The organism is Propionicimonas sp. (genome assembly GCF_034927565.1).
Lineage (GTDB): Bacteria > Actinomycetota > Actinomycetes > Propionibacteriales > Propionibacteriaceae > Propionicimonas.
In genome coordinates this window covers 1-26,070 of record NZ_JAYFPT010000028.1, presented here as the reverse complement: position 1 = coordinate 26,070, position 26,070 = coordinate 1, and the positions used below count along the sequence as shown (strand labels likewise).

Sequence of the window (26,070 nt, the reverse complement as noted above, 5' to 3'; positions counted from 1 at the left end):
GGCTGCCGGCCAACCTAGCAGCCGAGTGTCGGTGGCAGGTTGGGACGTCCGTCCTCGGCGCGGGTCTTCCGGCAGGTGACCGGCTGGTTTCTCACCCGGGCGGTGCAGATGCTAATCTCTTGCGGCTGGCTTCTTCGGAGGCCGGGCGCGAGTGGCGGAATGGCAGACGCGCACGGTTCAGGTCCGTGTGTCCGAAAGGACGTGGAGGTTCAACTCCTCTCTCGCGCACTTCCTGGCGTCTGAATATGCCTCCGACTAGGGTAAATGACCGAAAGCGCATGGAGGGTTATCACCTCCCTCGCCGAGGCTCCTCGGGCGTGGCTCTGGCTCGGGCAAGCGGTCGCTGACTAGGGGTTTTGCGCGCAGTTCTGGTGAGTGCTCAGGTATGCCCAGATAGGCCTAACTTGGGCAGCCTGCCCCTCATTCGCCCCGAGAAACTGTACGAAAACTGATACCCGTGAGGGTACTCGATCGACTCATCCACCAGTTCGTCTCGCGTTGCTGTTCCGGCGGCATTGCCTGGCGATGTCGGCAGTTCTCAGGGCCGTGGCAAGCGCACTTCTGACCTTGGGGATCGCGCTGCGGCGGGCGAGTTTGGTCAGGTCTTGGGAGCGGGCGCCCTCCGCGAGGGCGCGGGCCACGGGTCGTCCGCAGAGTCCTCCAGAGCGATCCGAAGGTAGGCGTGTCGTCAAGGCCGTCGAGGTAGTTGGCCGCGTCGAAGTGGGCGTGCTCCGTCGGCCTTGGCTGCCATCACCGCGATCCTCGACGTGACAATCGTTGGTGAGGGGTGGGCCTGTCCGAACCGCGTCCGTCTTCCTGCCGCACAGGCTGGCCTGCGGCACGCGAAGCGCTACTTGGAAACTGCTTGAAGCTGAAATCTTCAAGTAGCACGACTGAAGACTGGGCATCAGTAGGCCTGGCGTCGGGCTCGTTGCTCACGGCCACGCCGAAGGAGCATCGCTGTGGGGCCCTGCAGTCGGGATCATGGGCCGAGCAGGCCGAGCGGGACGACGCCGATGCCGTCGGGACGCCGGTAGGCGTTGGGTCCGGTGTTGATGATGATGGCGTCGGCGAGGTTGGCGCCGATGCGGTCGGCGAGCCAGTGCAGGTGTCGGGCGTCGTGGTCATCGACGGTGTTGGCCAGTTTGACCTCGATGGCCAGGACGCGTCCGTCGTCGCGGACGGCGACGAGGTCGATCTCGTGATCGCCGTTGCGGGTGCGCAGGTGTCCGATGGTGGCTTCGGCGGCTTGGGCTGGCACGCGGACGCACAAGGTGACCAGCGACTCGAACAGGTGGCCGAGCAGGCTGCCCGGTTGGGGGCCGATGGTGTTGCCCTCGCCGTCCAGGAGCGCCTCCCGGGTGAGTCCGAGCAGGCGGACGGCCAGCGCGGGGTCGGCGAGGTGGTGCTTCGGCGTCTGGCCAAGGCGGGTGAGTTGGCTGCCACCGGGCGTCCAGGCTGGGACCGGGTCGAGGAGCCACAAGGTGGTGAGGACGTCGCGGTACGCGATGGAGGTGGACCGGGCGGGCTTGTCACTTTGCCCGGGGGTCGCGGCGTCGAGGATCTGGGAGTAGCTGGCGGTCGTGGCGCTAGCGGCGGCATAGGCGCGCAACCAGCTCAGCATCGCGTCGGGCTTGCGAACCGCGAGGCCCTGCTCGGGGACGTCCCGGTCGACTGCATTGTGCAGGTAGGAGTCGAGCTGGAAGCGGCGGGCACGTCCGGTCAGTCCCCGCATGGCCGGGAATCCTGAGGCGAAGATCTCCTCCACGTAGTCGGTCAGTCGAAGACTGCACGTGCCGGCCAACGGTTCACGGCGTCCCGACAACAGCTCGGCGAAGCTGACCGTCGGCTGCGAGGTGCCCCGCTCGGCCAGCGTCATGGGCCGCATCCGGAGTCGACCGATGCGTCCAGCACCGGAGTGCGCAGTTGCGCCAGGGGCGGGTGTCGCGCTGCCGGTCAGCAAGAACTGCCCGCCCGTGGGATCGGCGTCCACGGCGCGCCGGACGACGTCCCAGACCTCAGGAACCTTCTGCCACTCATCGATCAGGACGGGACGCCCGCGGTCGAGCACCTGCTCCGGCTCAGCCGAGATCGACTCGCGCACCGCCTTGGAGTCCAGCCGGACCACGGCGCGGACCCGTTGCTCCGCGGTCGTGGTCTTCCCCACTCCCTTCGGCCCATCGATCGCGATCGCGGCGACCTGCCCGAAGAGTCCGTCGAGCTCCTCGTCCAGGATTCGGCGCATATAGGACACAGCGAGAAGACTACAGGTCGCAGGCCATGAATCAGTCAATTCGCAGCTATCGAACTGGACGATTCGCCTCACCGCGGACGATGCACCCAAGGGCGCGTGCACCCAGCGACGGAGCGTCCGTCATTCGATGAACCCCATCTGGCGGTACGCCGCGCGGCGCCGGGAGTACTGGGCCTTGAGGACGGGGACTCCCGAGTGTTGGCGGACGTGCGGCGTCGGGTTCCGGTCCACGGGAGGTGAGCGTCCCGGCTACGGGGAGTCCGTGCGCGCTCGGGCTCTGCAGGCTATTGCCCGCACGGCGCCCGAGCTGGATGACACCATCGGCTTCATCGCCGTCATCACCGAGCAACTCGCGCCCACCGACCAGTCCGCCTGGTGGAAAGCGAAGCTTGGCCTCATCCTGGACGGCGCCGAGCGCCTGCTGGACACCCCACCCATCAGCCGGTAGCCCTCCAGGTCAGCAGGCCCTTGGTGGGGGTGACCAGGGGGTGTGGCCGGGGTGTCCCCAGGTGGTGAGCAGCGTTCACTGCCTGCTCAGTTCGGCGCCGCCCGGGCCCGGAAGCCGTCGGAAGCGGTCCGGCGGGCCACCGCGGTCGCGGTGAGAATCGTCACCGCGGCCAGGATCGCCGCCACCGCCGTCGGAGTGGAATACAGCGGGCCGGCGAGACGTCCGACCGCGATCCAGGCCAGCGCCCACGTCATCGCCGCCGCGATCGCCCAGCGCGCACCCAGCCGGAGTGCGTAGACGACGCCCAAGAGCGCCGCGACGGCTAGGACCACGACCGCGAACACCTGCGCCCACGGCGCGCCGGGATCGACCCCGGCGTCCACCAGTACCGCGGTGATGTTCGCCACACTGGCCACACTGACCCAGCCGAGGTAGACCCCGAACGTCCCATCCACGACCAGCGCTTCGAGCCGCGAGGTCGGCGGACGCTCTGCCAGCCGCCGCACCAGCACTCCCAGGACGAGGGCCAGAACCAGGATCACCAGCACGCTCGGCCACAGCCAACCGATCTGTGTGACGCCCAGCCACAGCGCGTTGAGCAACATCGAGACCGCCGCCGGCCACGCGATCAGGGCCGCCCGCTGGCTGCCGAGGGCGCGCCACTGCCAGATGACGTAGGCCAGCAGGCCGACGTAGATCAGCGACCAGATGGAAAACGCGGTCGAGGCAGGGGTGATCAGGGTGGCATCGGTCGCGAACGCGCCGCCGACCGATTCCTCCACCCGGGTGCCGATAAGACCGAACCCGGCCAGCGTCCCCACCACCATCACCACGGCTGACCCGGTGACGGCCAGCGGCCGCCAGACCTGTCTTGATGTCAAAGCTACTCCCCGTTTGTGTCCATAACCTTAGACAAATAGCCTGCCGTATCCACGTAACCTTAGACAAGTAGGGGTAGTAACATTGCACACCAGGGGTGGCGAACGTGACCCGCACCGGCCCACACCATAGACTCGCTGCGAGATGGTCACGATCAGTCAGGCTGCGCAACTCACCGGCGTCGCCGAGCACACGTTGAGGGCCTGGGAGCGCCGCTACGGGGTCTTCCAGCCCGCTCGCACGCGGGGCGGCTACCGGGATTATGGTGACGAGGCACTGCACCGGATCCGGGCCATGCAGCATCTCGTCGCCTCCGGGCTGCCCCCTCGTGAGGCGTCAGCGGAACTGCTGCGCCGCGGCGGTGCGGAGCCGGCGGGGGAGCCGGACTCCGCCGCCGAGTTGATCGCGTCCCTGGCCCAGCTGGATGCCACGGTCGCGCAACGCATCATCGACGAGCAGTTCGCGCTGCGCAGCTACGAGGCGGTGGTCGACGACTGGCTGATGCCCACCCTGGTCCGCGTCGGTGAGGCCTGGGCATCGGGCACCATCTCCGAGGCCGGGGAACACCTGGTCGCCAACGTCGTGATGCGCCGGCTGGCCGCAGCCTTCGACGCGGTCGGCCCGAACCCGCCGACCCCCCCGGCGATCGTCGGCGCACCCGTCGGCGTCACCCACGAACTCGGGCTGCTGGCGTTCGCGGTAGCGCTGCGCCGGGCCGGCGTGGCCACGATCTACCTCGGCGCCGATGTGCCCGCCCCAGCCTGGGCGGACGCGGTGGCCACCACCTCGGCTGTCATCAGCATCACCGCGATCCCGCGCCGGGCCGACGCCCGACGGGTGGCGGCGCTGGCGCACCTACTCCAGACCACGCATCCGTCGGTGCCGCTGGCGGTGGGGGGACGGTTCCAGCACCTCGCTCCGCCCGACGCCCGGCAACTGGGGCACCGGATCGCCGCGGCCGCGCAGAACGTTTCGCGCTCGATCGCAGCACCGTGACGACCAGCCTGTTGTGGCTGCGCCGGGACCTGCGGCGTCACGACCACCCGGCCCTGGCGGCAGCAGCGGACGGGGGCGGCGTGCTGGCGGTGTACGTGCTCGATCCCGACCACCTGGCAGCTGCCGGACCGGGCCGGCTGGCCTGGCTGGCGGCGACGCTGCACGCTACCGCGGAGTCCTTCGGCGAACGGCTGTGCGTCCGGCTCGGAGACCCCGCCGAGGTGATTCCCGCGCTCGCGCGCGAGCTGGACGCGACCGCCGTCCACGCCACCGCCGAGACCGAACCGGCCTGCCGGATGCGGGACGACCGAGTCGCCCAGGCCTTGGCGGGGATGGGCATCGACTGGCTGGTCACCGGCTCCCCCTACGCTGTCACGCCCGGACGGGTGCGCACCCTGGCCGGCCGCGGCTACCGGGTGTTCACCCCCTTCGAGAAAGCCTGGCGAGCGCGCGGCTGGCGCGACCCGGCGGTGACCCCGGACTCCCTCGACGGCCCGACGCCGCGGCAGTGGATTCAACCTGAGGCAGCGGCGCTGCTGAACAGCTGGCTGACCGACTGCCCGATCGGCCTGCCACCGGCCGGCGAGGCAGCGGCCCGGCAGGCCTGGCGGGAGTTCCGCGACGAGCGGCTCGACAGCTACGCCGAGGATCGCGACCGGGCCGACCTGCCGTCCGGTTCCCGGCTGTCGGCGTACCTCGCGCTGGGGGTCCTGCACCCACGGACGTTGCTGGCCGATCTGGCCGGACGCAGCGACCCCGGCGCGACCAAATTCGTCTCCGAACTCGCCTGGCGCGAGTTCTACGCCGACGTGCTGTGGCACCACCCGGACTCCCTGGCCGGCGACCTCGTCGAGACCCTGACCGGGATGACATTCGACGAGCCGGACGCCCGCTACCACGCCTGGCAGGCCGGACGCACCGGCTACCCCCTGGTGGATGCCGGGATGCGGCAACTGCTGGCCGAGGGCTGGCTGCCGAACCGGGTCCGGATGGTGGCGGCCAGCTTCCTGCTGAAGGACCTGCATCTTCCCTGGCACCTCGGCGCACGGCACTTCCGGGAACACCTGATCGACTACGACACCGCGTCCAACACCCACAACTGGCAATGGGTGGCCGGCACCGGGACCGACGCCGCCCCTTACCACCGGATCTTCAACCCGGTCAGTCAGGCCGCGGCCGCCGACCCCGACGGGGCCTACGTCCGCCGCCACCTCCCGGAGTTGGCGCACCTGCCCGGACCGGCAGCGCTGCGTCCCTGGGACCACCCTGACGGGCACCGGCACGGCTACCCGGTCCGGATCCTCGACCACGCCGCCGAACGCGCCGAGGCGCTCACCCGCTACCGGTTGGCCGTAGGCGGGTGAGGCCGCTGGGCGGACCAGATCGGCGCCGGGACGATCCCGGCCGGCGACCTGGTCGACCTGTGCATTCGTCCGGCCAACGCTGACCCGCAGGCGGTCGGCGACGACCCGCTCGACCTGTGCCCGGGCCGTGGGCTGCCGGCCGGGGTGTGCCGGAGCCATTCCTGGCGCCAGCCTGAGGATCTTCGAGGGCATGGGACACGAGCTCCCCATCCCGCTCTGGGCCGACATCACCGACATCATCGACCAGAACGCGCGCCGAGCCAGCGCACCGTCTGCCTGAGCCACTCCACACGTTCTGGCGCCGGCCCGGCTGGCGCCAGAACGGCTCTGCCACGCCTGGGACAGGCTTTGCGTTCAGAGGACCTTCTGCGCGCCCGCACTGAGCCTGGCTGCGGTCTCGTCCGGGATCGCCCGCGCCGCGGGCAGCACGAGTCGCACAGCGCTGGAAAACTGTCGGTAGACGGGCCGCGCAAACCCGGCGGCACGCATCGCGCCGAAGATGCGGAGAACGCCTTCGCCCAGTTCCCGCGCATTTCCCAGGTCGGCGCAGACGCGAGCGATGCGGGGGTTGCGTGCAGTCCTGACAAGGGTGTGGTGGTCCGTGGCCGGATCGGCCAACCCCGATTGCGCATAAGTCGGGGGCCGGGCGGCTCCAGTCCCGTCGCCGTGAGCGCTGTGCCGCGGGTCGCGCCGGGCACCGGTTGTCACCGCCCGGGATCTATGCGGAATCGGGATTGGCTCACTCAGCGCGCGGCTGGCTTACTCGACCTGACAGTGGTGGCGAGCAGGTGATCCGTGAGGACAGCGCGCACCGATTCCAAGGAAGGAAGCGAAGACAGATGATCCGGGGCAACTACGAGTCCGACGCCGGAAAGCGCAAGGAGATCCCGCATGAGGAGCTCGGGACGATCCCGCACATGCCGTTCGAGGAGTACCAGGAGCGATGCAAGCACTTCCTCACCATGACGAGGGAGAACGGCATCCTTGAGGCGCGGCTGCACACCAACGGCGACTCGCTGGTGTGGAATGCCCAGGCCCACCAGGGCCTGCACTACTTCTTCGACTGGGCCGGCCGTGATCCCGAGAACGAGGTCATCATCCTCGGCGGCTCCGGCAAGGACCTGTTCAGGGGCATCGGCCGGCTGGAGGATGACGGCTCGATGGGGTATGCGCACGAGTTCGACTCGGCATCCGAGCACGCCTGGCGGCTGTACGAGTACCAGTACTACGACGGCACCAACGACATTGAGGGTCAGGTCTTCGACGTCGAGGTCCCGACCATCGGCGTGTGGAACGGCGCCGCCTTCCACACCGACCTGGTGCTGTTCTCCGACATCACGCTGTGCACCGAGGACGCCTGGACGACGGAGATGCACTACCGGGTCAACATGGTCCCCGGCGACGGTATCCAGATCGCCTGGCGCGAGCTGATGGGCCGCAAGCGCTACGCCTACGCCGAGCTGACCGGCGAGATCATCACGGCGCGCAAGGCGCTCGAGCTGGGCATGGTCAACGAGATCTGCGCGGACACCGAGGCGGCCTACGCCCGGGCCCATGAGATCGCCGAGTTGATCATGTGTGCCGGCACCCGGCAGACCCGCCGCCTGACCGTCCAGCAACTGCGCAAGCCGTGGAAGGAGGAGATCTCCAACGAGGTCCGCAACGCCTTCGCGACGGAGATGTGGAACACCGCTACCGAGCACTCCCCGCACACCGTCAACTACTGGGAGTGGGCGCACGAGGAGGCCGAGCTGGTCAAGGCCGCGGAGAAGAAGGGCAAGGTCATCCGTCCCCGCCTGAACGGTGGCCAGGAGGAGGACGAGATCAAGTAGGTCTCACCGCCGGGGTGCGTCCGGACGCATCCCGGCTACGGAGTTCGCCACACTGCGGGGTCGGTCGATACCGACCGGCCGGCCCCGTCCGCGGACCTCTCAGTTCCGGACCAGTGACAGGAAATTGAGCAGCGTCTGCTGACGGTTGTCCTTGCGGTAGATCGCCACGAGGTCGAACCGGGTGTCCAGGTCGGCCAACTCACACACCCGGATCGGAACCCCCTGGAAGGCGGTGGCGCTGATGAACCGCGGCTGGATCGAGATCCCCAGTCCGAGTTCCACCCGCAGCACCGCGGTCGGGGTGTTGGGGACGAAAGAGATCCCCGGCGTGGCCTCGGTGCTGTTCCGGGCAGCCAATTGCAGCGCTCGAAGGACGGGAGGATCGACATGACGCGGCATGATCAGGCGCTGCGTGAGCAGCTGGGCGGTGGTGACCGACTCGCCCGGCGGGAACGGGTAGTCCTCCCGCATCACGGCGACGAAGTGATCCTGTCCAATCGTGATCTGGGCGAGGTCCTCGTTGGCCGGGACCTCGAAATCCAGCGTGAACGCCAGGTCGTAGACGCCATGCAGGATGCTGTCGCTCAGCTGGGGGAACGGCACATCGTCGATCCGGGTCTTCACGTTCGGGTAGGCAACGGTGAACTGCTGGACGAGATTCGTGAACGCAGTGCCGAAGTTCGAGACCGTCGCGATGCCGAGCTGGCCGGCGGCCCCGGACTTCGCAGCCTCCAGTTTGCGGAAGACGAGTTCGTGGTGACGCAGCAGCAGGTCGCACTCCTCGTAGAGCACTGCGCCGGCACCGGTGAGCTGCACGTTGCGGGTGTCGCGGATGAACAGCTGGACGCCGAGCTCCTTCTCCAGGTTGGCGATCTGCCGGCTGAGTGCCGACTGGCCGATGTAGAAGTGCTCGGCCGCCTTGCTGAAGTTCCGGTACATCGCCACGAACTGGAAGTACTTCAGCGACTGCAGGTCCACTGGCGCCTCCTTGCTCGAACCCGTCCGACTGCCAGGACGGCCAACCTAGTCCATTGCATCCGCCGCGGAACCCAGGAAGTCACAGCGTCATGAGCAGGATCCTCACCATCAACTGCGGCTCCACCTCCACCAAGGTGGCCTGGTTCGACGACGACCGGGAGATCGCCCGCGCGTCCCTGGACGTGCCGTTGGCCGATCTCGCCAGCATGCCCAAGGTACTCGACCAGACCGAGTACCGCACCGGCCAGGTGCGGGAATTCCTGCGGGTCAACGAGCTGGACGCGACCGGCGTCGACATGGTCGTGGCCAGGGCCGGCACGATCCACCACGTCCGCCACGACGGCGCCTACGCGGTCAACGAGCTGATGATCGCGACGCTGAGGTACGCCCCGGCGGCCCAGCACGCGTCAGCACTGTCCGCGCTGATCGGCGTCGAACTGGTCGCCGGCACAGACATCCCGGTGATCATCTACGACCCGACCTGCGTTGACTCGGTCGACGAGATCGCCAAGATCACCGGCGTGCCCCAGATCGTGAACATGCCGGTCTACCACCTGCTCAACCCGAAGGCGGCCGGACGGACGTACGCGGCCTCCATCGGGGCGGAGTACAACCAGCTGAACCTGGTGATCGCCCACCTCGGCGGCGGTATCACGATGGCCTTCCACGACCACGGCCGCGTCGTCGACTGGATCTACGACGACGGGGGACCGATGTCCCCGCAGCGCGGCGGCGCGATCCCGACCCGCCTGCTCACCGACTTCATCTACACCTGTGACATGGACCACGCGCAGATGCGGATGTACCTGGCCGGCAAGACCGGGATCGCCGCCCATCTGGGCACCCAGGACGTCCGCGAGGTCGAACTGCGGATCGCTGCCGGCGACGCACACGCCGAACTCATCTACCGGGCGATGGCCTACGGGGTCGCGAAGGGCGTCGGGCAGCTCGCCACGGTGCGGGCGGGCAACGTCGACCAGATCATCCTCACTGGCGGCATCGCCCACTCCGCGCTGTTCACCGGCTGGGTGCGCGACCTCGTCGAGTGGATCGCACCGGTGACCATCCAGCCCGGCGAGAACGAGATGGAGGCGCTCGCCGCAGGCGGCCTGCGGGTGCTCCGCGGCGAGGAGCCGGTGCACGACTACGACGTGCTGCCCGCCGGCTACTCCTCGCTGGCCGACATCATCGCCCGACCCAGCTTCCTGGCCTGACCAGCAATCCGACACAGAAAGGGACCGACATGGATCTCAACAACAAGGTCGTTCTGACCGCGGCGCTCACCGGCGCCGTCACCCCGAAGTCGATCAACGACGCCATCCCGATGACGCCGGAGGAGATCTCCGAGGACGCCTACCGGGTGTGGCAGGCCGGCGCGTCCGTCGTGCACTTCCACATGCGCGACGACGAGGGCCTGGGCACGATGGACAAGGAACGGTTCAAGCAGACCATGCAGCTGCTCCGGGCCGACCACCCCGACTGCGATGTGGTGATCAACTTCACCACGGCCGGCGACAACCGGGCCACCGACGACGAACGGCTCGCCCACCTGCCCTACGTCACGCCCGAGATCGGCACCTTCGACGCCGGCTCGTTCAACTGGATGCCGGACGGCGTGTTCGTGAACTCCCCCCAGTTCCTCGAGCGGCTCGGCCGCACCCTGAGCGAGCTGAACATCAAGCCCGAGTTCGAGATCTTCGACGCCGGCCAGATGTACAACGTCGCTCACTACGCCAAGGCGGGCATCCTCAACTCGCCGCTGCACTACCAGTTCGTGCTGGGTGTCCCCGGCGGCATGCCGGCCGATGTCGAGAGCCTGATCTACCTGAAGAACCTGCTTCCGGCGGATGCGACCTGGGGTGCCTTCGGTGTCGGCAGGGACAACCAGAAGATCGTGTACGCCACCCTCGCCCTGGGCGGCCACGTGCGGGTCGGGCTGGAGGACAACGTCTACCTCTCCCGAGGTGTGAAGGCGACCAACCTGCAGCTGGTCGAGCGGGCCGTCCGGGTGATCCGCGACTTCGGCAAGGACGTGGCCACCCCGGACGAGGCCCGTCAGATCCTCGACATCCCGTCCCACGAGGGCATGGTCAACGCGGCATGAGCACCGTCAGCACCGTCCGCGGACCGGTCGAGGTCTCCGGCCTCGGCCGGACGCTGATGCACGAGCACCTCGTCTTCGGCTACCCCGGCAACGAGGGCGACCGCTCGATGTGGACCTACAACGAGGACGCCATCGTTGCGACGGGCGTCGCCGCCGTCCGGTCGATCCAGGCGCAGGGCTTCTCCACGCTCTTCGACGCAACGCCGAACGACTGCTCGCGCAACCCGCTGCTGCTGAAGCAGATCGCCGAGGAGACCGGGTTCAACGTGATCTGCGCGACCGGCTACTACAAGGAGGCTCACGGCGGCTCCGCCTACTTCGGCATGCGTAGCCTGTTCGCCGACACTGTCTCGGAGTTGGCCGACCTGTTCATCACCGAGCTCACCGAGGGCATCGGGGATACCGGGGTCAGGGCGGGAATCATGAAGCTCGGGACGGGCCAGGGCGGGATCTCCGACTACGAACACGCCGTCATCAAGGCGGCGGCGCGCGCGCAACAGGCCACGGGCGCCCCGATCATCACCCACACCGAGGACGGCACCGGCGGTCCCGCGCAGGCCAGGGCCCTGGTCGAGGCCGGAGCCGATCCGGGCAGGACGGTCGTCGGTCACATGTGTGGCAACGCCAGAGACCTCGACTACCAGCTGGCCACCCTGGCGTACGGGGTCGGCATCGGCTACGACCGGACCGGCGGCAACCGGCTGTTCAACGACATCACCGACGACGACCGGATGGACATGGCCGTGACGCTGGCCGAGCGGGGCTACCTGAACCGAATCTTCTGGTCTCAGGACAGCATCGCCACATGGCTCGGGCGAAGCTGGGACGGCTTCTACGCCCTGCCCGGCGCGGAGCACTGGAAGATCACGCGCATCGGCGACTACATCGAGCCGGGCCTGTTGGGGCGCGGACTCACGCAGGCGGATCTGGACCAACTCCTGATCGGCAACCCGGCGAGCCTGTGGGGGCAGGAAGCCTGATGTACGCCACTTTCGCCGAACTCCAGGCAGCCATTCCGCTCGCCGGCCGCCCGCAGCGCTGTGCGGTGGCCGGCGCGGCCGACGCCCATGCGCTCGAAGCCGTCATGCTCGCCGCCCGGGAGGGCTATCTCACCCCGGTGCTGATCGGGCCGAAGGCTGGCATCGAAGCAGTGCTCGGCCAACTGGAGGTCGTCGAGCCGTATCTGCTGCACGACTGCCCCGAGGGCGACAACCCGGCCGAGGCCGCCGTCCGGCTGGTGCGGGACGGCGAGGCCGACTTCATCCTGAAGGGCAACCTGCAGACGTCCGACCTGCTGCGTCCGGTGCTGAACAAGCAGACCGGACTCAACGACCGGGGCTTCGTCACCCACTTCGGCCTGATGCAGCTGCACGGCTACCACAAGCTGCTTGCGATGAGCGACTCGGCCGTCATTCCGCACCCGACCCTGGCTGACAAGGCCCGGATCGTCGAGGTCTGCACCGAGGCCCTGCGCAGCCTCGGCATCGCTCGGCCGGTGGTCGCTGCACTGTGTGCGGCCGAGACGGTGAACCCGAAGATCCCCGAGACCATCGACGCGGCCGAGCTGGCCGCAATGAGTGAGCGCGGCGAGCTCGGCGACACCGTTGTCGTCGGCCCGGTCTCGTTCGACCTCGCCACCAGCCGCGAGGCCGCGGCGATCAAGGGCTACGACTCCCCGTACGCCGGGGACGTGGACATGGTGCTGGTGCCCGAGATGGTCACCGGCAACGTAATGAGCAAGATCTGGAACGCCGACGATCGCAACACGCTCGCCGGCTGCCTGCTGGGAGCCCGGGTGCCGGTGGCGCTCACCTCGCGCAGCGCCTCCATGAAGGAAAAGCTCACCTCGCTGCTGTTGTGCAGCCTGCTGAGCGCCACGACCAGCACAGGAGCACACGCATGACCGACTACCCCGACTCCGACATTGTCGTCGTAGGCGCTGCCCGCACCCCGAACGGCCGCCTGAAGGGCGGGCTCTCCGAGGTCAGCGCCGTCGACCTGGGGGCTGCGGCCATCCGCGGCGCCCTCGCCACCGCGGGCGTGGACCCCGCCGGGGTGGACTCCGTTGTGATGGGCAATGTGCTGCAGGCCGGCCTGGGCCAGTGTCCGGCCCGGCAGGCCGCGATCGCTGCCGGGATCGGCTGGGACGTGCCCGCCAGCACGGTGAACAAGGTCTGCCTGGCCGGTCTCACCGCGATCATCGACGGTGTCCGGATGATCCGCTGCGGCGACGCCGCCGTCGTCGTGGCCGGTGGCATGGAGTCCATGACCAGGGCCCCGCACCTGCTGGTCGGGAGCCGGCACGGATGGACCTTCGGGCACGTCACCGCCATCGACTCGATGGCCAACGACGGGCTCTCGGACGCCTGGAGCCACGAGGCAATGGGCCTGGACACCGACCGGCGTACGGACGACTACCCCGCCAGCCGGGAGGAGCAGGACGCGTTCGCGGCCCGCTCGCACCAACTGGCTGCCAAGGCCTGGGCCGAGGGTGTGTTCGCTGACGAGATCGTGCCGATCACCATCCCCGGCCGCAAGGGCGACACCGTGGTCGATGCCGACGAGGGAATTCGCGCCGACACGACGGTTGAGACGCTGGCGAGACTGCGGCCCGCGTTCCGTCCAGACGGGACGCTCACCGCCGGCAACTCCTCCAGCATCAACGACGGCGGTGCGGCGGTGGTACTCACCACCCGGGGAAACGCCGCGGCCCACGGCTGGCCGATCCTGGCCACCCTGCGGGCGCACGCCCAGGTGGCCGGGCCCTCGCCCGCGCTGGCGCCGCAGCCGGGCAACGCGATCCTGCGGGCGCTGGAGCTGCAGGGCTGGAAGGTCGACGACCTGGACCTGATCGAGATCAACGAGGCGTTCGCCGCGGTGGCCGTGCATGCCGTCCGCCAACTCGGCGTCCCGCTGGAGAAGGTGAACATTCACGGCGGTGGCATCGCCTACGGCCACCCGATCGGCCAGTCCGGCGCGCGGCTGGTCGTCCACCTCGCCCACGAACTGCACCGCCGCGGCGGCGGACGCGCGGCAGCGGCACTGTGCGGCGGCACCGGTCAGGGCGACGCCCTGCTGCTGGAGGCCTGACATGGCGAAGGTGATCGACATGGCCGGGGCCGTCGCGAAGCTGAGCGACGGGATGAGCCTGATGATTGGTGGCTTCATGGGCTGCGGAAACGCCCACCACCTGGTGCAGGCGATCATCGACGCGGGTCTGACAGACCTCACGATGATCAGCAACGACGCCGCGATGCCGGGCTACGGCGTCGCCAAGCTGGTCGAGCACCGGCGGCTGAAGCGCCTGATCACGTCCCACGTGGGACTGAACCCCGAGGTCGGCGCGCAGATGAACGCCGGCGAACTGGAGGTCGAGCTGGTGCCGCAGGGCACGCTCGTGGAGCGGATCCGCTCCGGCGGAGCAGGACTCGGCGGCGTCCTCACCCCGACCGGGATAGGGACGCCGGTGGCCGACGGCAAGCCGGTGATCACCCTGGACGGGCGCGACTACCTGCTGGAGAAGCCGCTGCGCGCCGACGTGGCCCTGATCAACGGCTACCGGATCGATCCCGACGGCAACGTCTGGTACAAGGGCGACGCCCGCAACTTCAACCCGGTGATGGCGACCGCCGCGGACCTGGTCATCGCCGAGGCCGACCACCTGGTCGGACGCGGCGAGATCCCGCCCGAGGACGTGGTCACCCCGGGAGTCTTCGTCGACTATGTCGTGATGGGAGGTGCGCTGTGATGCCTGCGACCCTGGACCGCGCAACGCTCAAGGAGTTCATCGCTCGGCGGGTTGCCCGTGAACTGAAGGACGGCGACTTCGTGAACCTGGGCATCGGGCTGCCCACGATGGTGCCGCAGTTCCTGCCCGACGACATCCACGTGACGCTGCAGGCGGAGGTCGGCATGGTCGGCGCCGGGCCCTGCCCCGAAACCGATCCGGACCCCCGCTACGTGGTCGACGCCGGCGGCAAGCCGGCCTCCATCCGGCTGGGCGGCGCCTACATCGACTCTGTCACGTCGTTCACGCTGATCCGCGGAGGGCACGTGGACGCCACTGTGCTCGGCGCCCTCCAGGTGGACGCCGAGGGCAACCTGGCGAACTGGATCATCCCCGGGAAGATGGTGCCGGGGATGGGCGGTGCAATGGACCTGGTCGTGGGCGCGAAGCGGGTGATCGTTGCCATGGAGCACACGCAACGGGGCGAGCCGAAGATCCTGCCCGCCTGCACGCTGCCACTGACCGCCGTCCACTGCATCGACTTGATCGTCACCGAGATGGGGGTGATCGAAGTGACCCCGAGGGGCCTGGTGCTGACCGAGATCAACCCCGAGCTCACGGTGGAGCAGGTGCAGGCGGCCACGGCGGCGCCGCTGGCGATCTCGCCCGACCTCGTACCGATTCGGTGAGGCGACCATGGCTAGCTTCTATGCACGATTTGGATTAGCCCATCCAGCGACCCGGGGATACTTTCATGCCGGGAGAACGAGGGGTCTGAGCCGACCTGACTCGTCCTCCGGAACTGCACTGACAACGAAGTGGACTGCAGCCATGAGCGCTCTGGACGACCAGACACACCACGGGCTGACCGTTCCGATGGGCTCGGTGAATTCAGGCTGGACGACCGGCGGGCACCGGCCGTCCAGCGTACGACCGGCCGGCAGCGTCCGGGCGGAAGCCAGACAAGCAAGGAATCTCACAACCCGCGTCCGGTGAACCCGGTGCGGCCGACGTACGAGACAAGGAAACCACAATGGCACACAGTGCAACGACGCCAGCAGTGACCGAAGGGGCCTACAAACCCTTCCGCTGGTTCATTCTCGCGACCCTGGTCGTCGTGGTGGCCGTGCAGGCCATCGCGCTGATCACCCCGGCCCCGCTGATCGGCGAGATCATCAAGACCACCAGCCTGTCTCCCGGTGAGGTCACCTGGATGACGATGGGCACCTGGAACCTCTTCGTCGCGATCGCCGCCATCCTGGGTGGTCCGCTGATCGACAAGTTCGGCTTCAAGTGGATGTACATCTTCGGCATGGTCATGATCGGCATCGGCTGGCTGCTCATGCCGGCCATCGGCGACAACTTCATGGGCATGACGGTCGCCCGGGCCGTCCAGGCGATCGGCGGCGGCCCCATCATGGCCGCCGGCGTGTACGTCTCGGCCACCTGCTTCCCGAAGAAGGAACGCGCCATGGTCAACGGCTTCCTGGGCGCGGCGATGGGCCTCGGCATCATGGCCGGCCTCAACCTCGGCCCGGCGAGCATGGCTGCCGTCGGTGACTGGGCGGTCGGCCTGCGCAACCTGTGGCCGCTGGCCGTGGTGGGCATCCTGATGACAGTGATCGTGATGGTCGGGCCGAAGGTTGCCCCGGAGGGTGCCGGCATGGAGCACCTGGACGAGGCTGCCGCCGCATCGAACCTCGCGCTCTACAAGAAGGCGATCCTGATGCCGCTGACCTGGATCGCGACCGCCTGCGTCGTCATCGCCTCGTGGTTCAACCAGGCCTACAACGACATGACCCCCGGCTACCTCGCCCTCGACCCGCCGGTCGGCCTCGGCCTCGGTGCGGCAGGCGCCGGCAGCATCGCCTCGCTCGCGCAGATCGGCAATATCGTCGGCTGCCTGGTGGTGGGGATCATCGTCGAGCGGCTGTTCCACGGCAAGGCCCGTCCGGCTCTGATGGTCGCCTTCGCGGGGATGGCCGTCGGCGCAGGCCTGCTGCTGGTGCCCGGCATCAACACCAACCAGGTCATGCTCACCACCGTGATGCTGATCACGGTCTTCTTCCTCGGCTGGATCAACGCCTCCGCCCTCGGCTGGATCGCGAAGAACTACCCGGCGGAAATCACCGGCAAGCTCGGCGGCATGGCGCAGGGCATCGGCATCTTCGGTGGTCTGGCCGGCGTGGCCGCAGGCTCCGCCGCGCTGCACGCGACCGACCACTACGTGGTGTCGACGTTCATCATGGTGGGCGTAGCCATTGTCGGCGTGATCGTGTCCTTCTTCATGCAGACCCACAAGCACCACGACCTCGAGAGCCCGGCTCCCGAGACGGTGACCTCCTCGGGAGTGTGACGCGCGGGTGTGGGCTCGCGGACTGCCGCGGGCCCACACCTTCCCCGCACAGGAAGTGGAGCGGCCGTCGCCGGCGGTCGGGACGGGATGGGTTTCGACAATGAGGAAGACATGCGTGACTGTGTGATCGTCGGCTACGGCCGTTCCGCCATCGGCAAGGCCGGCAAGGGCAGCCTCGCCGGGGTGAACCCGGTGGACTTCGGTGCCGAGACGCTGCGGGGAGTGCTGGACCGTGTGCCCGGGCTCGACCCCGCCACGATTGACGACGTCATCCTCGGGTGCGCCCTGCCCGAGTCCGCGCTGGGGCTCAATCCGGGTCGCAACGTCGTGCTCCGCGCCGGGTTGCCGGACGGGGTGCCCGCCGAGACCGTGAACCGCTTCTGCTCCTCGGGCCTGCAGGCGATCGCGGACGCGACCGCCCGGATCCGGGCGGGGATGGCCGACGTGGTCGTCGCCGGCGGGGTCGAGCACATGTCGTCCCCCGTGCTCAGCGACACCGCCGAGTTCCGCAACCCGTGGCTGGAGGAGTGCACCGCCGCCTATCTGCCGATGGGGATCACCGGTGAGAATGTCGCCCGGCGTTACGGCATGACCAGGACCGAACTCGACGAACTGGCTGTGCAGAGCAACGCCCGTGCGGCCGCGGCGCGGGAGGCCGGCCGGTTCGCCAGCCAGATCGTGCCCGTCACGGGACGCAACCAGGAGGGCGAAGCCGTCCGGTTCGACGTGGACGAGGGGATCCGTCCGGGCACCAACCTGGAATCGCTGGCCGGCCTCAGGCCGGCGTTCGCCGAGGACGGCCTGCTGAGTGCCGCGACCAGTTCGCAGCGCAGCGACGGCGCGGCCTTCGCGGTGCTGATGTCGTCCGATCGCGCCGCAGCGCTGGGCCTGCGGCCGCTCGCCCGACTGCTCGGATTCGCGGTCGCCGGAGTCGACCCCGCCTACATGGGCCTGGGGCCGGTGGCGGCGGTGCCGAAGGTGCTCGCCCAGGTGGGTCTCGGCGTGGACGACCTGGCAGTGATCGAGCTGAACGAGGCCTTCGCGTCCCAGGCGCTCGCCGTGGTGCGCGAGCTCGGGTTCGACTCCGAACGGGTCAACCCGAACGGCGGTGCGCTGGCGATGGGGCATCCGCTCGGTGCCACCGGGGCGATCCTCACCGCCAAGCTGCTCGCCGAACTCGAGCGGACCGACCAGCGTCACGGCCTGGTCACCATGTGCGTCGGAGGCGGCATGGGTGCCGCCGGAGTCTTCGAGAGGATCTGATTGATATGGCCACCAAGTACCGTCACCTCGCCCAGCCGATCAAGATCGGCGGGGTCGAACTGAAGAACCGGTTCATGAAGAATGGCACCGGCTTCTTCTGGGACGATCCCGAGACCGGCAGCCACATGAACCAGCGCTACCTCGACTACTTCGAGGCGCTGGCCAAGGGAGGCGTGGCGCTGATCTCGTCCGCCACCGGGCCGCTGATCCGGGACGTGTCGGCGAAGATGCCCGGTTTCAAGATCAACCACGACGACTACATCCCCGACTGGCGCCAGTGGGCCGACGTGGTGCACCGCAACGGCGCCGTCGCGTTCGCGCAGATCTTCCACCTCGGGCCGATGGCACCGTTGCTGGTCAAGGTCCCGCCGTCGGCGTCGGCTTCCGCGATCCCGCGGAACGAGTCGCCGCGTCCCGGGTTCGGGGACTTCCGCGCGTTCACCGTCGCCGAGATCGAGGACATCGTCGACCTGTTCGCCGAAGCGGCCGAACGCACCAAGTCCGCCGGCATCGACGGCACGGAGCTCAACGCCGCCTGCAACCACTTCGTCAACAACTTCCTCTCCCGGGCGTGGAACCGCCGGGAGGACGAGTACGGCGCCCAGAACATGGAGAACCGGACCCGGGTCGCTGTGCAGATCATCCGTGAGATCAAGCGCCGCAACGGCGCCGACTGGCCGCTGATCATGCTGATGAACGGGCTCGAGGTCGACCTCGAGGACGGCATCACGATCGAGGAGAGCACCGAGTTCGCGAAGATCTTCGTCGAAGCTGGCGCGGACGCGCTGGAGGTGCGGGGTGAGTACTACACCTGGACCAAGGACGTGAACCGCCGGGAGAGCCTGCACTTCCCCGACATGTACCTCTACCCGCACCGGACCGGGCCGATCGACCCGTATGTGGACGCCTCCCGGATGGGTGCCGGCGCGAACATCCCGATGGCCGCGGAGATCAAGAAGGCCGTGACCGTCCCGGTGATCACCGTCGGCCGGCTGGACTGGGAGATCGGGGAGAAGGCGATCGCCGAGGGCAGCATCGACATCGTCAGCATGAACCGACGGCTCTTCGCCGATCCAGACCTGCCCCGCAAGGTGCTCGGGGGCGATACGCGCGACGTGAACCCGTGCAGCTCCTGCATGACATGTTTCGATGCCTGCGAGCACTTCGAGGCTGTGCGATGCCGCGTCAACGCGAACTTCGGCCATGAGCGGGAGTACGCGATCCGGCCGGCGGCGGTGAAGAAGAAGGTCGTCGTGGTCGGCGGCGGACCATCCGGCCTGGAGGCCGCCCGGGTGGCTGCCCTCCGCGGCCACGACGTGGTGCTCTACGAGAAGCTGCACAGGCTCGGCGGCTCGCTGCCGGTCGCTGCCCTGGTCAAGGGCCCGCGCGAGGACATCGTCGGGCTCGTCCACTACCTCGCCCGGCAGGTGCACGCCGCAGGCGTCACCGTCCACCTCGGCAGGGCGGCGACGCGCGAGCTGTTGTTGAAGGAGCACCCGGACGCCGTGGTGGTCGCCGCCGGCGGCAGCCATGAGGTTCCGGCGATCCCGGGGATCGACGGTCCCAATGTCGTCACTGCGCAGGACCTGCACAAGCTGGCCAAGAACCTGCTGCAGGTGGTGCCGCCGAAGACGCTGCGCACCCTGCAGGCGTTGCCGGTGGCCCGGGACGTGATGATCGGCAAGCGCGTGGTGATCATGGGTGGACGCCTGCACGGCTGCCAGACCGCCGAGTACCTGATCGGCCTCGGCAAGCAGGTCACCATCGTCGACACCGCCTCCGCCGCCGAACTCGGCGACGGGTTGCTGGAGGTCTTCCTGAAGCCGTACCTGCTCTACTGGCTGGAGGACAAGGGCGTCGAGTTCGTCACCGACGTCGGCTACGACCGGGTGACCCCAGACGGCCTCGTCGTGCGGACGCAGGACGGCCAGACCCGCCTGCTGCCCGCCGACACCGTGATGACGGCGCTGCCGCTGCACCCGAACCAGGAAGCCACAGCCCTCGCCGACGGTCTCGGCGCCGAGGTGTACACCATCGGGGACGCGGCCGACCCCCAGTTGATCGTCGACGCGATCGCTGCGGGCGCGCGCGTCGGCCACGAGCTGTAGCGACGAGAGGGCAGACGATGCGCGCAGCAGTTCTTCACGGCACCGGAGATCTTCGGATCGAGGAGCGGCCGACGCCGCACGCCGGCCCTGGCCAGGTGGTGGTGCGGATCCGCTATGCCGGCATGTGCGGCACGGACGTGGAGGCGTTCGAGCATCCCATCCTGCCGCCGGATATGGTGCTCGGCCACGAGAACGTCGGCGAGGTCGTCGAGGTCGGCGACGGTGTCCGCGGCGGCCTGCGGATCGGCGACCGGATCATCTGCGGACCGCCTGACGCCTGCGCGGACGGCTGCCCGGCCTGCCGCGTCGGCAAGACCAACGTGTGCTCCTCGGCGTTCCCGCACACCAACGGGATCGGCGGCCCGGACGGTGGGATGGCCGAGTACATGCTGATCGCCGACGCGAATCACACCATGCTGATACCCGTCCCTGACGACGTCGACCCCAGGGACGCCGTCCTCTACGACCCGGTCTGCGTCGCCCTGCACGGCGTCCGCCGGTCCAGCTTCCGGGTCGGCGACGACGTGGTCGTCTCGGGCGCGGGACCGGTCGCCCTCGGCGCGATCCAGTTCCTCCGGACCGGGGGTGCCCGCCGGATCGTGGTCCTCGGCACCAACAGCGCCAAGTTCCCGTTGCTGCAGCGCTACGGCGCGGACGCGTGCCTCAATGTGCGGGAGTCGGGCGACCTCGCCGCCGACATCCGCGAGGCGCTCGGCCGTGCCGAAGGTGCGGACGTCACGTTCGAGTGCGCCGGGAAGACCGCCAGCCTGGCCAACTGCGTGCACGCGGCGGCGAAGAATGGCAGCCAGGTCGTGCTGATCGGCACCATCGCCACCCCGATGGACCTGGTCCAGGCCCAGTTCGGGCCGCGCGAGATCGACCTGGTCGGCAGCTTCGTCTACACCCGCGACGAGATCGGGATCTACCTGGACATGCTGCGGGCGGGAAGGGTTGCCTTCCCGGAGATGGTCGGCGACGTCATCGGGCTGGACGAGGTCGTGTCCCGCGGCCTGTGCCGCCCGGACCGTGGCAGCGCGTTGAAGATCCTCGTCGACCCGGCCTTGCGGTAGGACCGGATCCTCACCCGGCGGGGCGGTCCCGGATCGCCTCGCCGCGTGAACCTCATCCGGGGAAGGACGGCATCATGGGGCAGTTGGATTCGAAGGTGGCGATCGTCACCGGGGCGAACTCGGGGATCGGCCGGGCCACCGCGCTGCTGTTCGCCCAGGAGGGCGCGGCGGTGATCGTGTCCGGACGGCGGCAGGACCTCAACGAGCAGGTGGCCGCCGAGATCACGGCCGCCGGCGGGACCGCACTGGCCCTACGGGCGGATGTTTCGGTGCCCTGGGACTGCCGGCGGCTGGTGGACGAAACCGTCGCCGCGTACGGCAGGATCGACGTGCTGGTGAACAACGCGGGTATCGCGGACCGGCACCTGCCGATCGACGAGTGCAGCGAGGACTGGTTCGACCAGGTCACGAAGGTCGACCAGTACTCGGTCTTCTCGATGTCGAAGTACGCCCTGGAGTACATGGCCCCCGTCGGCGAGGGCTCGATCGTGAACGTCTCCTCGATCGGTGCCGGTGGTGTGGCCGGGATCTCGTACAGTGCCGCCAAGGCCGCAGTGAACGCGATGACCAAGAACATCGCCATCCGCTACGCCGCCACGGGCATCCGCTGCAATGCCATCGCCCCCGGCCCGACACCGACACCGCTGAACGCTCCCGAGGCCGCCAGCACGTTCCACCAGGAGTTCGCCGCGATGACTGCCGAGCACCTCGACCTCACCGTCCCGGAAGCGACGCCGGAGGACCAGGCGCAGGCCATCTTGTGGTTCGCCTCGGACGCCTCGAAGGCGGTCACCGGCCAGATCCTCTACGTCGACCACGGCACCAGCCTCTACTGAACCAGAGCGGCCCGGTCTCCAGGGCATGGGCTGTGCCGCTTCTTGCATAAATGCCCCAGTCAAGGACATCTCGGCGGCCCTCGGGACTACCGTTGGAGCTGTCCTCGGGCGACGCCCGCAGCGTCTCGGCCGCAGTGCAGTGGCCGGGTGCGTGCCGTCTCCCGGAACCCCGGAACCACGCGAGAACGACAGGGACACCCATGGCCATTTCGCTCACCGATCCGCTCCGCCTCCGCTGCGGGGTCGAGTTGCCCAACCGGGTGCTGATGGCGCCGATGACCACGCTGAACGCGGGGCACGACGGCATCTGCAGCGACGAGCTTCCCCGCTACTACGGGATGCGCGCCGGCGGCCCGGGCGCGGTCATCGTCGAGTGCGCGCACGTCGATCCGCTGGGCAAGGTGTTCCCTGGCGGGATCGGGCTGGACGACGACGCCCAGGTGCCTGCGCTGGCCCGGGTGGCACAGGCCATCAGGGAGAAGGGCTCGCTGGCGATCCTGCAGATCTTCCACGGCGGCCGGATGTGCTCGCCGGGCCAGCTCAACGGACGCCAGCCGGTCGGGCCGAGCGCGGTCGCCGCGCCCCGCCCCGAGGCGGTCGTCCCCCGGGAGTTGTGCGCGAGTGAGATCAACGAGATCATCGCCGCGTTCGCCGCCACCGCGGCCCGGGCAGTGGCCGCCGGGTTCGACGGGGTGGAGATCCACGGCGCGAACACCTACCTCGTCCAGCAGTTCTTCTCACCGCACTCCAACCGTCGCGAGGACGAGTGGGGTGGCGACCGGGCTGCCCGCGCCCGCTTCCCGCTCGCCGTGCTGCGCGCGGTGAAGGCCGCGGTACCGGCGGAGGGGTTCGTGGTCGGCTACCGGTTCAGCCCCGAGGAGATCGAGGTGCCGGGTATCCGGTTCGACGACACCGTGTTCCTGCTCGAGCAGCTCGCCGCCGAGGGCCTCGACTACCTGCACTTCTCCACCAAGCGGCTGATGCAGACCTCGATCGTGGATACCAGCGACCCGCAGACGCTGTTGGAGAAGCTGGCCGCCGTCCGCTCGGAGACCCTCGCTGCGGTGCCGTTGATCGGCGTCGGCGGAGTGATGGAACGGACCCAGGTGGAGCAGGGCCTGGCCGCCGGGTTCGCTGGCGTGGCAGTAGGCCGCGAGCTGATCGTGGAGCCGAACTGGATGCAGAAGGTGACCGCAGGCGAGCCGATCGCGACGTTCATCCGTCGTGAGGATTGCACCCAGCTGGCCGTCCCCGAGTCACTGTGGAACTTCGTCGAAGCCGACATGGCCGCGGAGGAGCGTCGGGTGAACTCTGCGCGCGCCGCGTCCCGGGTCTACGTCCCCAACGTCTACCTGGAGTCCTTCGACGACCTGCACGGCGTGATCACGGTGAAGGTGACCGTGAACGTCGACGGCATTGAGGACATCGCGATCATCGGGGCCACCGCGGCCGAGGAGCAGTTCAGCGAGGAGGACGTCTGGCAGGTGCTGCCGGAGCGGATGATCGCGCTCAACTCCACCGCCGTCGACATCATCACCGGCGCCACCATGTCCAGCAAGCGGCTGATCGCCGCCGTCGACCGGGCGCTGGCCAAGGCATCCGGCGAGGCCGACCCGATGATCGTCTCCGAGCACCCGGAGGAGGTGACCCCGCCACCGTGGCTGGGTGCCGAACCTGCGGTCGCGGACGACCAGATCGAGACCGTGATCCAGGCGGACGTGATCGTGGTCGGTGCTGGCGTCGCCGGTGTCACCGCCACCCGGTCGGCCGCGGAGGAGGGTGCGAAGGTCGTCGTCTTCGAGAAGGCGTCCGAACCCCAGTGCCGCAGTGGTGAGTACGCCGTGATCAACGGCACGCTCCAGGAGGCCTGGGGCCGGGCCACGATGGACCCTGACGAGATCACCGACCGGCTGATGAAGGAGTGCTCCTACCGGATCAAGCGTCCGATCATCAGCCGCTGGGCGCACCACTGCTCGGAGGTCTTCGACTGGTACATCGCCGCCAAACCGGACCTCTACATCGCCGAGAAGAACCGCGCCGACATCCCGGACGAGAATGCCGGCTCCTTCCTGGTACCGCTGTACCATCCGCTGCCGCCGCACTACGACTACCGCACGGAGATCTTCCCGACGTACCCGACCTCGGTCGAGTTCCTGCCGAGCCAGGCCCCGGTATTTCGGGCCAACATGGACAAGGCAGTGGCCGAGGGTGAGGTGACCGCGTTCTACGGACACTTCGTGGTGAAGCTGATCAAGGACGGCAGCCGGGTCGTGGGCGTGATCGCCCGGGACGCGAGGACCGGACGGCACGTCAAGGCGCTGGCCAGCAAGGGCGTCATTCTCGCCACCGGCGACTACGGCAGCAATACCGAGATGGTGCGCTACTACTGCCCCGAGATCCTTGAGAACGGGCTGCCCGCCGTCTGGCTGAACCGGGACGTGGAGGGCAAGCCGACCAACACCGGCGACGGCCTCAAGCTCGGTGCCTGGGCTGGGGCCAGAATCCAGCAGAACCACGCGCCGATGGTGCACCACATGGGCGGCACCAGCGGCACCGGGGGAGTCATGGGGAACACGCCGTGGCTGTTCCTCAACGCCCGGGGCGAGCGGTTCATGAACGAGAGCGTGCCCGGCCAGCAGTTGGAGAACCAGATTGAGCTGCAGCCCAGCCGGCTGGCGTTCCAGTTGTGGGACGACAGCTGGCCCGAGCAGGTGGAGTACATGCCGGCCAGCCACGGCACGGTCTGCTACTACTCCGAGGAGAAGCCGAAGAACAACGACTGGGATCGCAGCTACCGCTCCCGCGCCGACCTGGCAAAGGCCGTCGAGACCCACCAGGTGCAGCAGGCCGACACTCTCGAAGAGCTGTACGAGAAGCTTGGACTGCCCGCCGAGACGGCCGCCGCGTCCGTCGCCCGCTACAACGAACTCGCGCGCAGTGGGCACGACGACGACTTCGGCAAGCCCGCGAAGCGGCTCTTCCCGCTCGAGCAGGGGCCGTTCTACGGGGTCCGGATGGGCGTCACCGGAATGCTGGTCTGCGCTGGCGGCCTGGAGAGCGACGAGGAGGCCCGTACCTTCGACAACGAGCGCAACGTCATCCCCGGGCTCTACGTGGCCGGCAATATCCAGGGCAACCGGTACGCGGTGGAGTACCCGATTTGCCTGAAGGGTCTGAGCCACTCGCTGTGCATGTTCTACGGTTACGTGGCCGGGAAGAACTGTGTGAACGGAGTCTGAGTATCGCCGGGGAGAGGGAACGCACGGTCACCACGTTTCCCCTGATGGGGACGCTGGCGACGCTGTGCCTTCCGGGTGAGGGGCATCCCGCGGCCACGGCGGCGGTCTACCGGGCCCTGCGCGACCTGGAGCGCCGGCTCACCGTGAACGGCCCGCCGCAGGCTCGGGCGGCATCGCAGGTCGAGGCGGTCAATGCCGCGGCCGGTCGGGCAGCAGCGGTCGAGGTGGACGCGGAGGTCTACGCGCTGGTTCGCACGGCGATCCTCGCCAGCCGCAAGCACAGGGACAGCTTCAACGCCCTGATCGGCCCGGTCGTCAAGGCATGGCAGATCGGCTTCGATGACGCCCGGGTGCCGCCGACGGAGGAGATCGGCCGGCTCCTGGCCTTGACCGACCCGGACGACGTCGACCTCGATGACGACCGGTGCACCGTCCGGCTGGTCCGGCCGGGCATGCGGCTCGACCTGGGCGCGATCGCGAAAGGCTACGCGGCAGACCGGGCGGCGGACGTCTACCGGGCCCACGGTGTCGACGACGGGCTGATTGACCTCGGCGGCAACGTCGTGGCCATGGGCCGCTCCGACCTCGGCGGTGGCTGGCGGGTGGGCATCCAGTC

At 68.8% G+C, this 26,070-nt stretch carries 22 protein-coding genes and 1 tRNA gene; 19 read left to right on the top strand and 4 right to left on the bottom strand.

What is annotated here, in order from left to right; translation table 11 throughout:
• Positions 1–145 precede the first annotated feature (145 nt).
• Positions 146–228 (top strand) — tRNA-Leu (locus tag VB080_RS06250).
• Positions 229–982: 754 nt separating this feature from the next.
• On the opposite strand, the gene VB080_RS06245 is transcribed toward VB080_RS06250, so the two are convergent.
• Positions 983–2,245, bottom strand: coding sequence for an ATP-binding protein (locus VB080_RS06245; protein WP_323417578.1), 1,263 nt, complete (start codon positions 2,243–2,245; stop codon positions 983–985).
• Between the two features lie 271 nt (positions 2,246–2,516).
• Here VB080_RS06245 and VB080_RS06240 point away from each other — a divergent pair, with 271 nt between their 5' ends.
• Positions 2,517–2,702, top strand: a complete 186-nt coding sequence (locus VB080_RS06240; protein ID WP_323417577.1) for a hypothetical protein — start codon at positions 2,517–2,519, stop codon at positions 2,700–2,702.
• Positions 2,703–2,788: 86 nt separating this feature from the next.
• Here the strand turns inward: VB080_RS06240 and VB080_RS06235 are convergent, their stop codons facing one another.
• Positions 2,789–3,583 carry a hypothetical protein gene (locus VB080_RS06235; RefSeq protein ID WP_323417576.1) on the bottom strand — a complete coding sequence of 265 codons (795 nt, stop codon included), beginning with the start codon at positions 3,581–3,583 and terminating at the stop codon, positions 2,789–2,791.
• Positions 3,584–3,725: 142 nt separating this feature from the next.
• Here VB080_RS06235 and VB080_RS06230 point away from each other — a divergent pair, with 142 nt between their 5' ends.
• Positions 3,726–4,577, top strand: coding sequence for a MerR family transcriptional regulator (locus tag VB080_RS06230; protein ID WP_323417575.1), 852 nt, complete (start codon positions 3,726–3,728; stop codon positions 4,575–4,577).
• Positions 4,574–5,941, top strand: a complete 1,368-nt coding sequence (locus VB080_RS06225; RefSeq protein WP_323417574.1) for a deoxyribodipyrimidine photo-lyase — start codon at positions 4,574–4,576, stop codon at positions 5,939–5,941. The genes VB080_RS06230 and VB080_RS06225 overlap by 4 nt, the downstream gene beginning before the upstream one ends.
• 354 nt (positions 5,942–6,295) lie before the next feature.
• Here VB080_RS06225 and VB080_RS06220 read toward each other — a convergent pair whose 3' ends face one another.
• Positions 6,296–6,559, bottom strand: coding sequence for an ATP-binding protein (locus VB080_RS06220; protein ID WP_323417573.1), 264 nt, complete (start codon positions 6,557–6,559; stop codon positions 6,296–6,298).
• A 221-nt stretch (positions 6,560–6,780) separates the two neighbouring features.
• On the opposite strand from VB080_RS06220, the gene VB080_RS06215 reads away from it, so the two are divergent.
• Complete coding sequence (locus VB080_RS06215; protein ID WP_323417572.1) at positions 6,781–7,773, top strand: enoyl-CoA hydratase/isomerase family protein; 993 nt, start codon at positions 6,781–6,783, stop codon at positions 7,771–7,773.
• Between the two features lie 99 nt (positions 7,774–7,872).
• Here VB080_RS06215 and VB080_RS06210 read toward each other — a convergent pair whose 3' ends face one another.
• Positions 7,873–8,751, bottom strand: a complete 879-nt coding sequence (locus VB080_RS06210; protein WP_323417571.1) for a LysR family transcriptional regulator — start codon at positions 8,749–8,751, stop codon at positions 7,873–7,875.
• Between the two features lie 89 nt (positions 8,752–8,840).
• Between VB080_RS06210 and buk the strand changes: the two genes are divergently transcribed.
• The 14 genes from buk to VB080_RS06140 all read left to right on the top strand — a co-directional run.
• Positions 8,841–9,965 carry a butyrate kinase gene (gene buk, locus VB080_RS06205; RefSeq protein ID WP_323417570.1) on the top strand — a complete coding sequence of 375 codons (1,125 nt, stop codon included), beginning with the start codon at positions 8,841–8,843 and terminating at the stop codon, positions 9,963–9,965.
• A 29-nt stretch (positions 9,966–9,994) separates the two neighbouring features.
• The gene (locus tag VB080_RS06200; RefSeq protein ID WP_323417569.1) at positions 9,995–10,855 is read left to right on the top strand and encodes a 3-keto-5-aminohexanoate cleavage protein; all 861 of its coding nucleotides are present in this window, start codon (positions 9,995–9,997) and stop codon (positions 10,853–10,855) included.
• Positions 10,852–11,835 (top strand): hypothetical protein, encoded by a 984-nt coding sequence (locus tag VB080_RS06195; RefSeq protein ID WP_323417568.1) that lies wholly within the window; start codon positions 10,852–10,854, stop codon positions 11,833–11,835. Before VB080_RS06200 ends, VB080_RS06195 begins: the two co-directional genes overlap by 4 nt.
• Entirely contained in the window at positions 11,835–12,758 is a 924-nt protein-coding gene (locus VB080_RS06190) for a phosphate acyltransferase (RefSeq protein ID WP_323417567.1), read from the top strand. Before VB080_RS06195 ends, VB080_RS06190 begins: the two co-directional genes overlap by 1 nt.
• A complete protein-coding gene (locus VB080_RS06185) occupies positions 12,755–13,945 on the top strand; it encodes an acetyl-CoA C-acetyltransferase (RefSeq protein WP_323417566.1) in 1,191 nt (396 codons plus the stop codon). Before VB080_RS06190 ends, VB080_RS06185 begins: the two co-directional genes overlap by 4 nt.
• Before the next feature lies 1 nt (position 13,946).
• Positions 13,947–14,603: a 3-oxoacid CoA-transferase subunit A gene (locus VB080_RS06180; protein ID WP_323417565.1), complete on the top strand. Its 657-nt coding sequence runs from the start codon at positions 13,947–13,949 to the stop codon at positions 14,601–14,603.
• A complete protein-coding gene (locus tag VB080_RS06175) occupies positions 14,603–15,271 on the top strand; it encodes a 3-oxoacid CoA-transferase subunit B (RefSeq protein WP_323417564.1) in 669 nt (222 codons plus the stop codon). The genes VB080_RS06180 and VB080_RS06175 overlap by 1 nt, the downstream gene beginning before the upstream one ends.
• Positions 15,272–15,615: 344 nt before the next feature.
• Entirely contained in the window at positions 15,616–16,938 is a 1,323-nt protein-coding gene (locus VB080_RS06170) for an MFS transporter (protein ID WP_323417563.1), read from the top strand.
• A 111-nt stretch (positions 16,939–17,049) separates the two neighbouring features.
• On the top strand, positions 17,050–18,201 hold the full coding sequence (locus VB080_RS06165) for a thiolase family protein (protein WP_323417562.1): 1,152 nt from the start codon (positions 17,050–17,052) through the stop codon (positions 18,199–18,201).
• 5 nt (positions 18,202–18,206) lie between these two features.
• Entirely contained in the window at positions 18,207–20,309 is a 2,103-nt protein-coding gene (locus VB080_RS06160) for an FAD-dependent oxidoreductase (RefSeq protein WP_323417561.1), read from the top strand.
• Between the two features lie 17 nt (positions 20,310–20,326).
• On the top strand, positions 20,327–21,379 hold the full coding sequence (locus tag VB080_RS06155; protein ID WP_323417560.1) for a zinc-dependent alcohol dehydrogenase: 1,053 nt from the start codon (positions 20,327–20,329) through the stop codon (positions 21,377–21,379).
• A gap of 74 nt (positions 21,380–21,453) precedes the next feature.
• Positions 21,454–22,215 (top strand): SDR family NAD(P)-dependent oxidoreductase, encoded by a 762-nt coding sequence (locus tag VB080_RS06150; protein ID WP_323417559.1) that lies wholly within the window; start codon positions 21,454–21,456, stop codon positions 22,213–22,215.
• Between the two features lie 200 nt (positions 22,216–22,415).
• Complete coding sequence (locus tag VB080_RS06145) at positions 22,416–25,454, top strand: FAD-dependent oxidoreductase (RefSeq protein WP_323417558.1); 3,039 nt, start codon at positions 22,416–22,418, stop codon at positions 25,452–25,454.
• A gap of 44 nt (positions 25,455–25,498) precedes the next feature.
• Positions 25,499–26,070 (top strand): FAD:protein FMN transferase (locus tag VB080_RS06140; protein ID WP_323417557.1); only part of this gene is annotated, 572 nt, incomplete at its 3' end.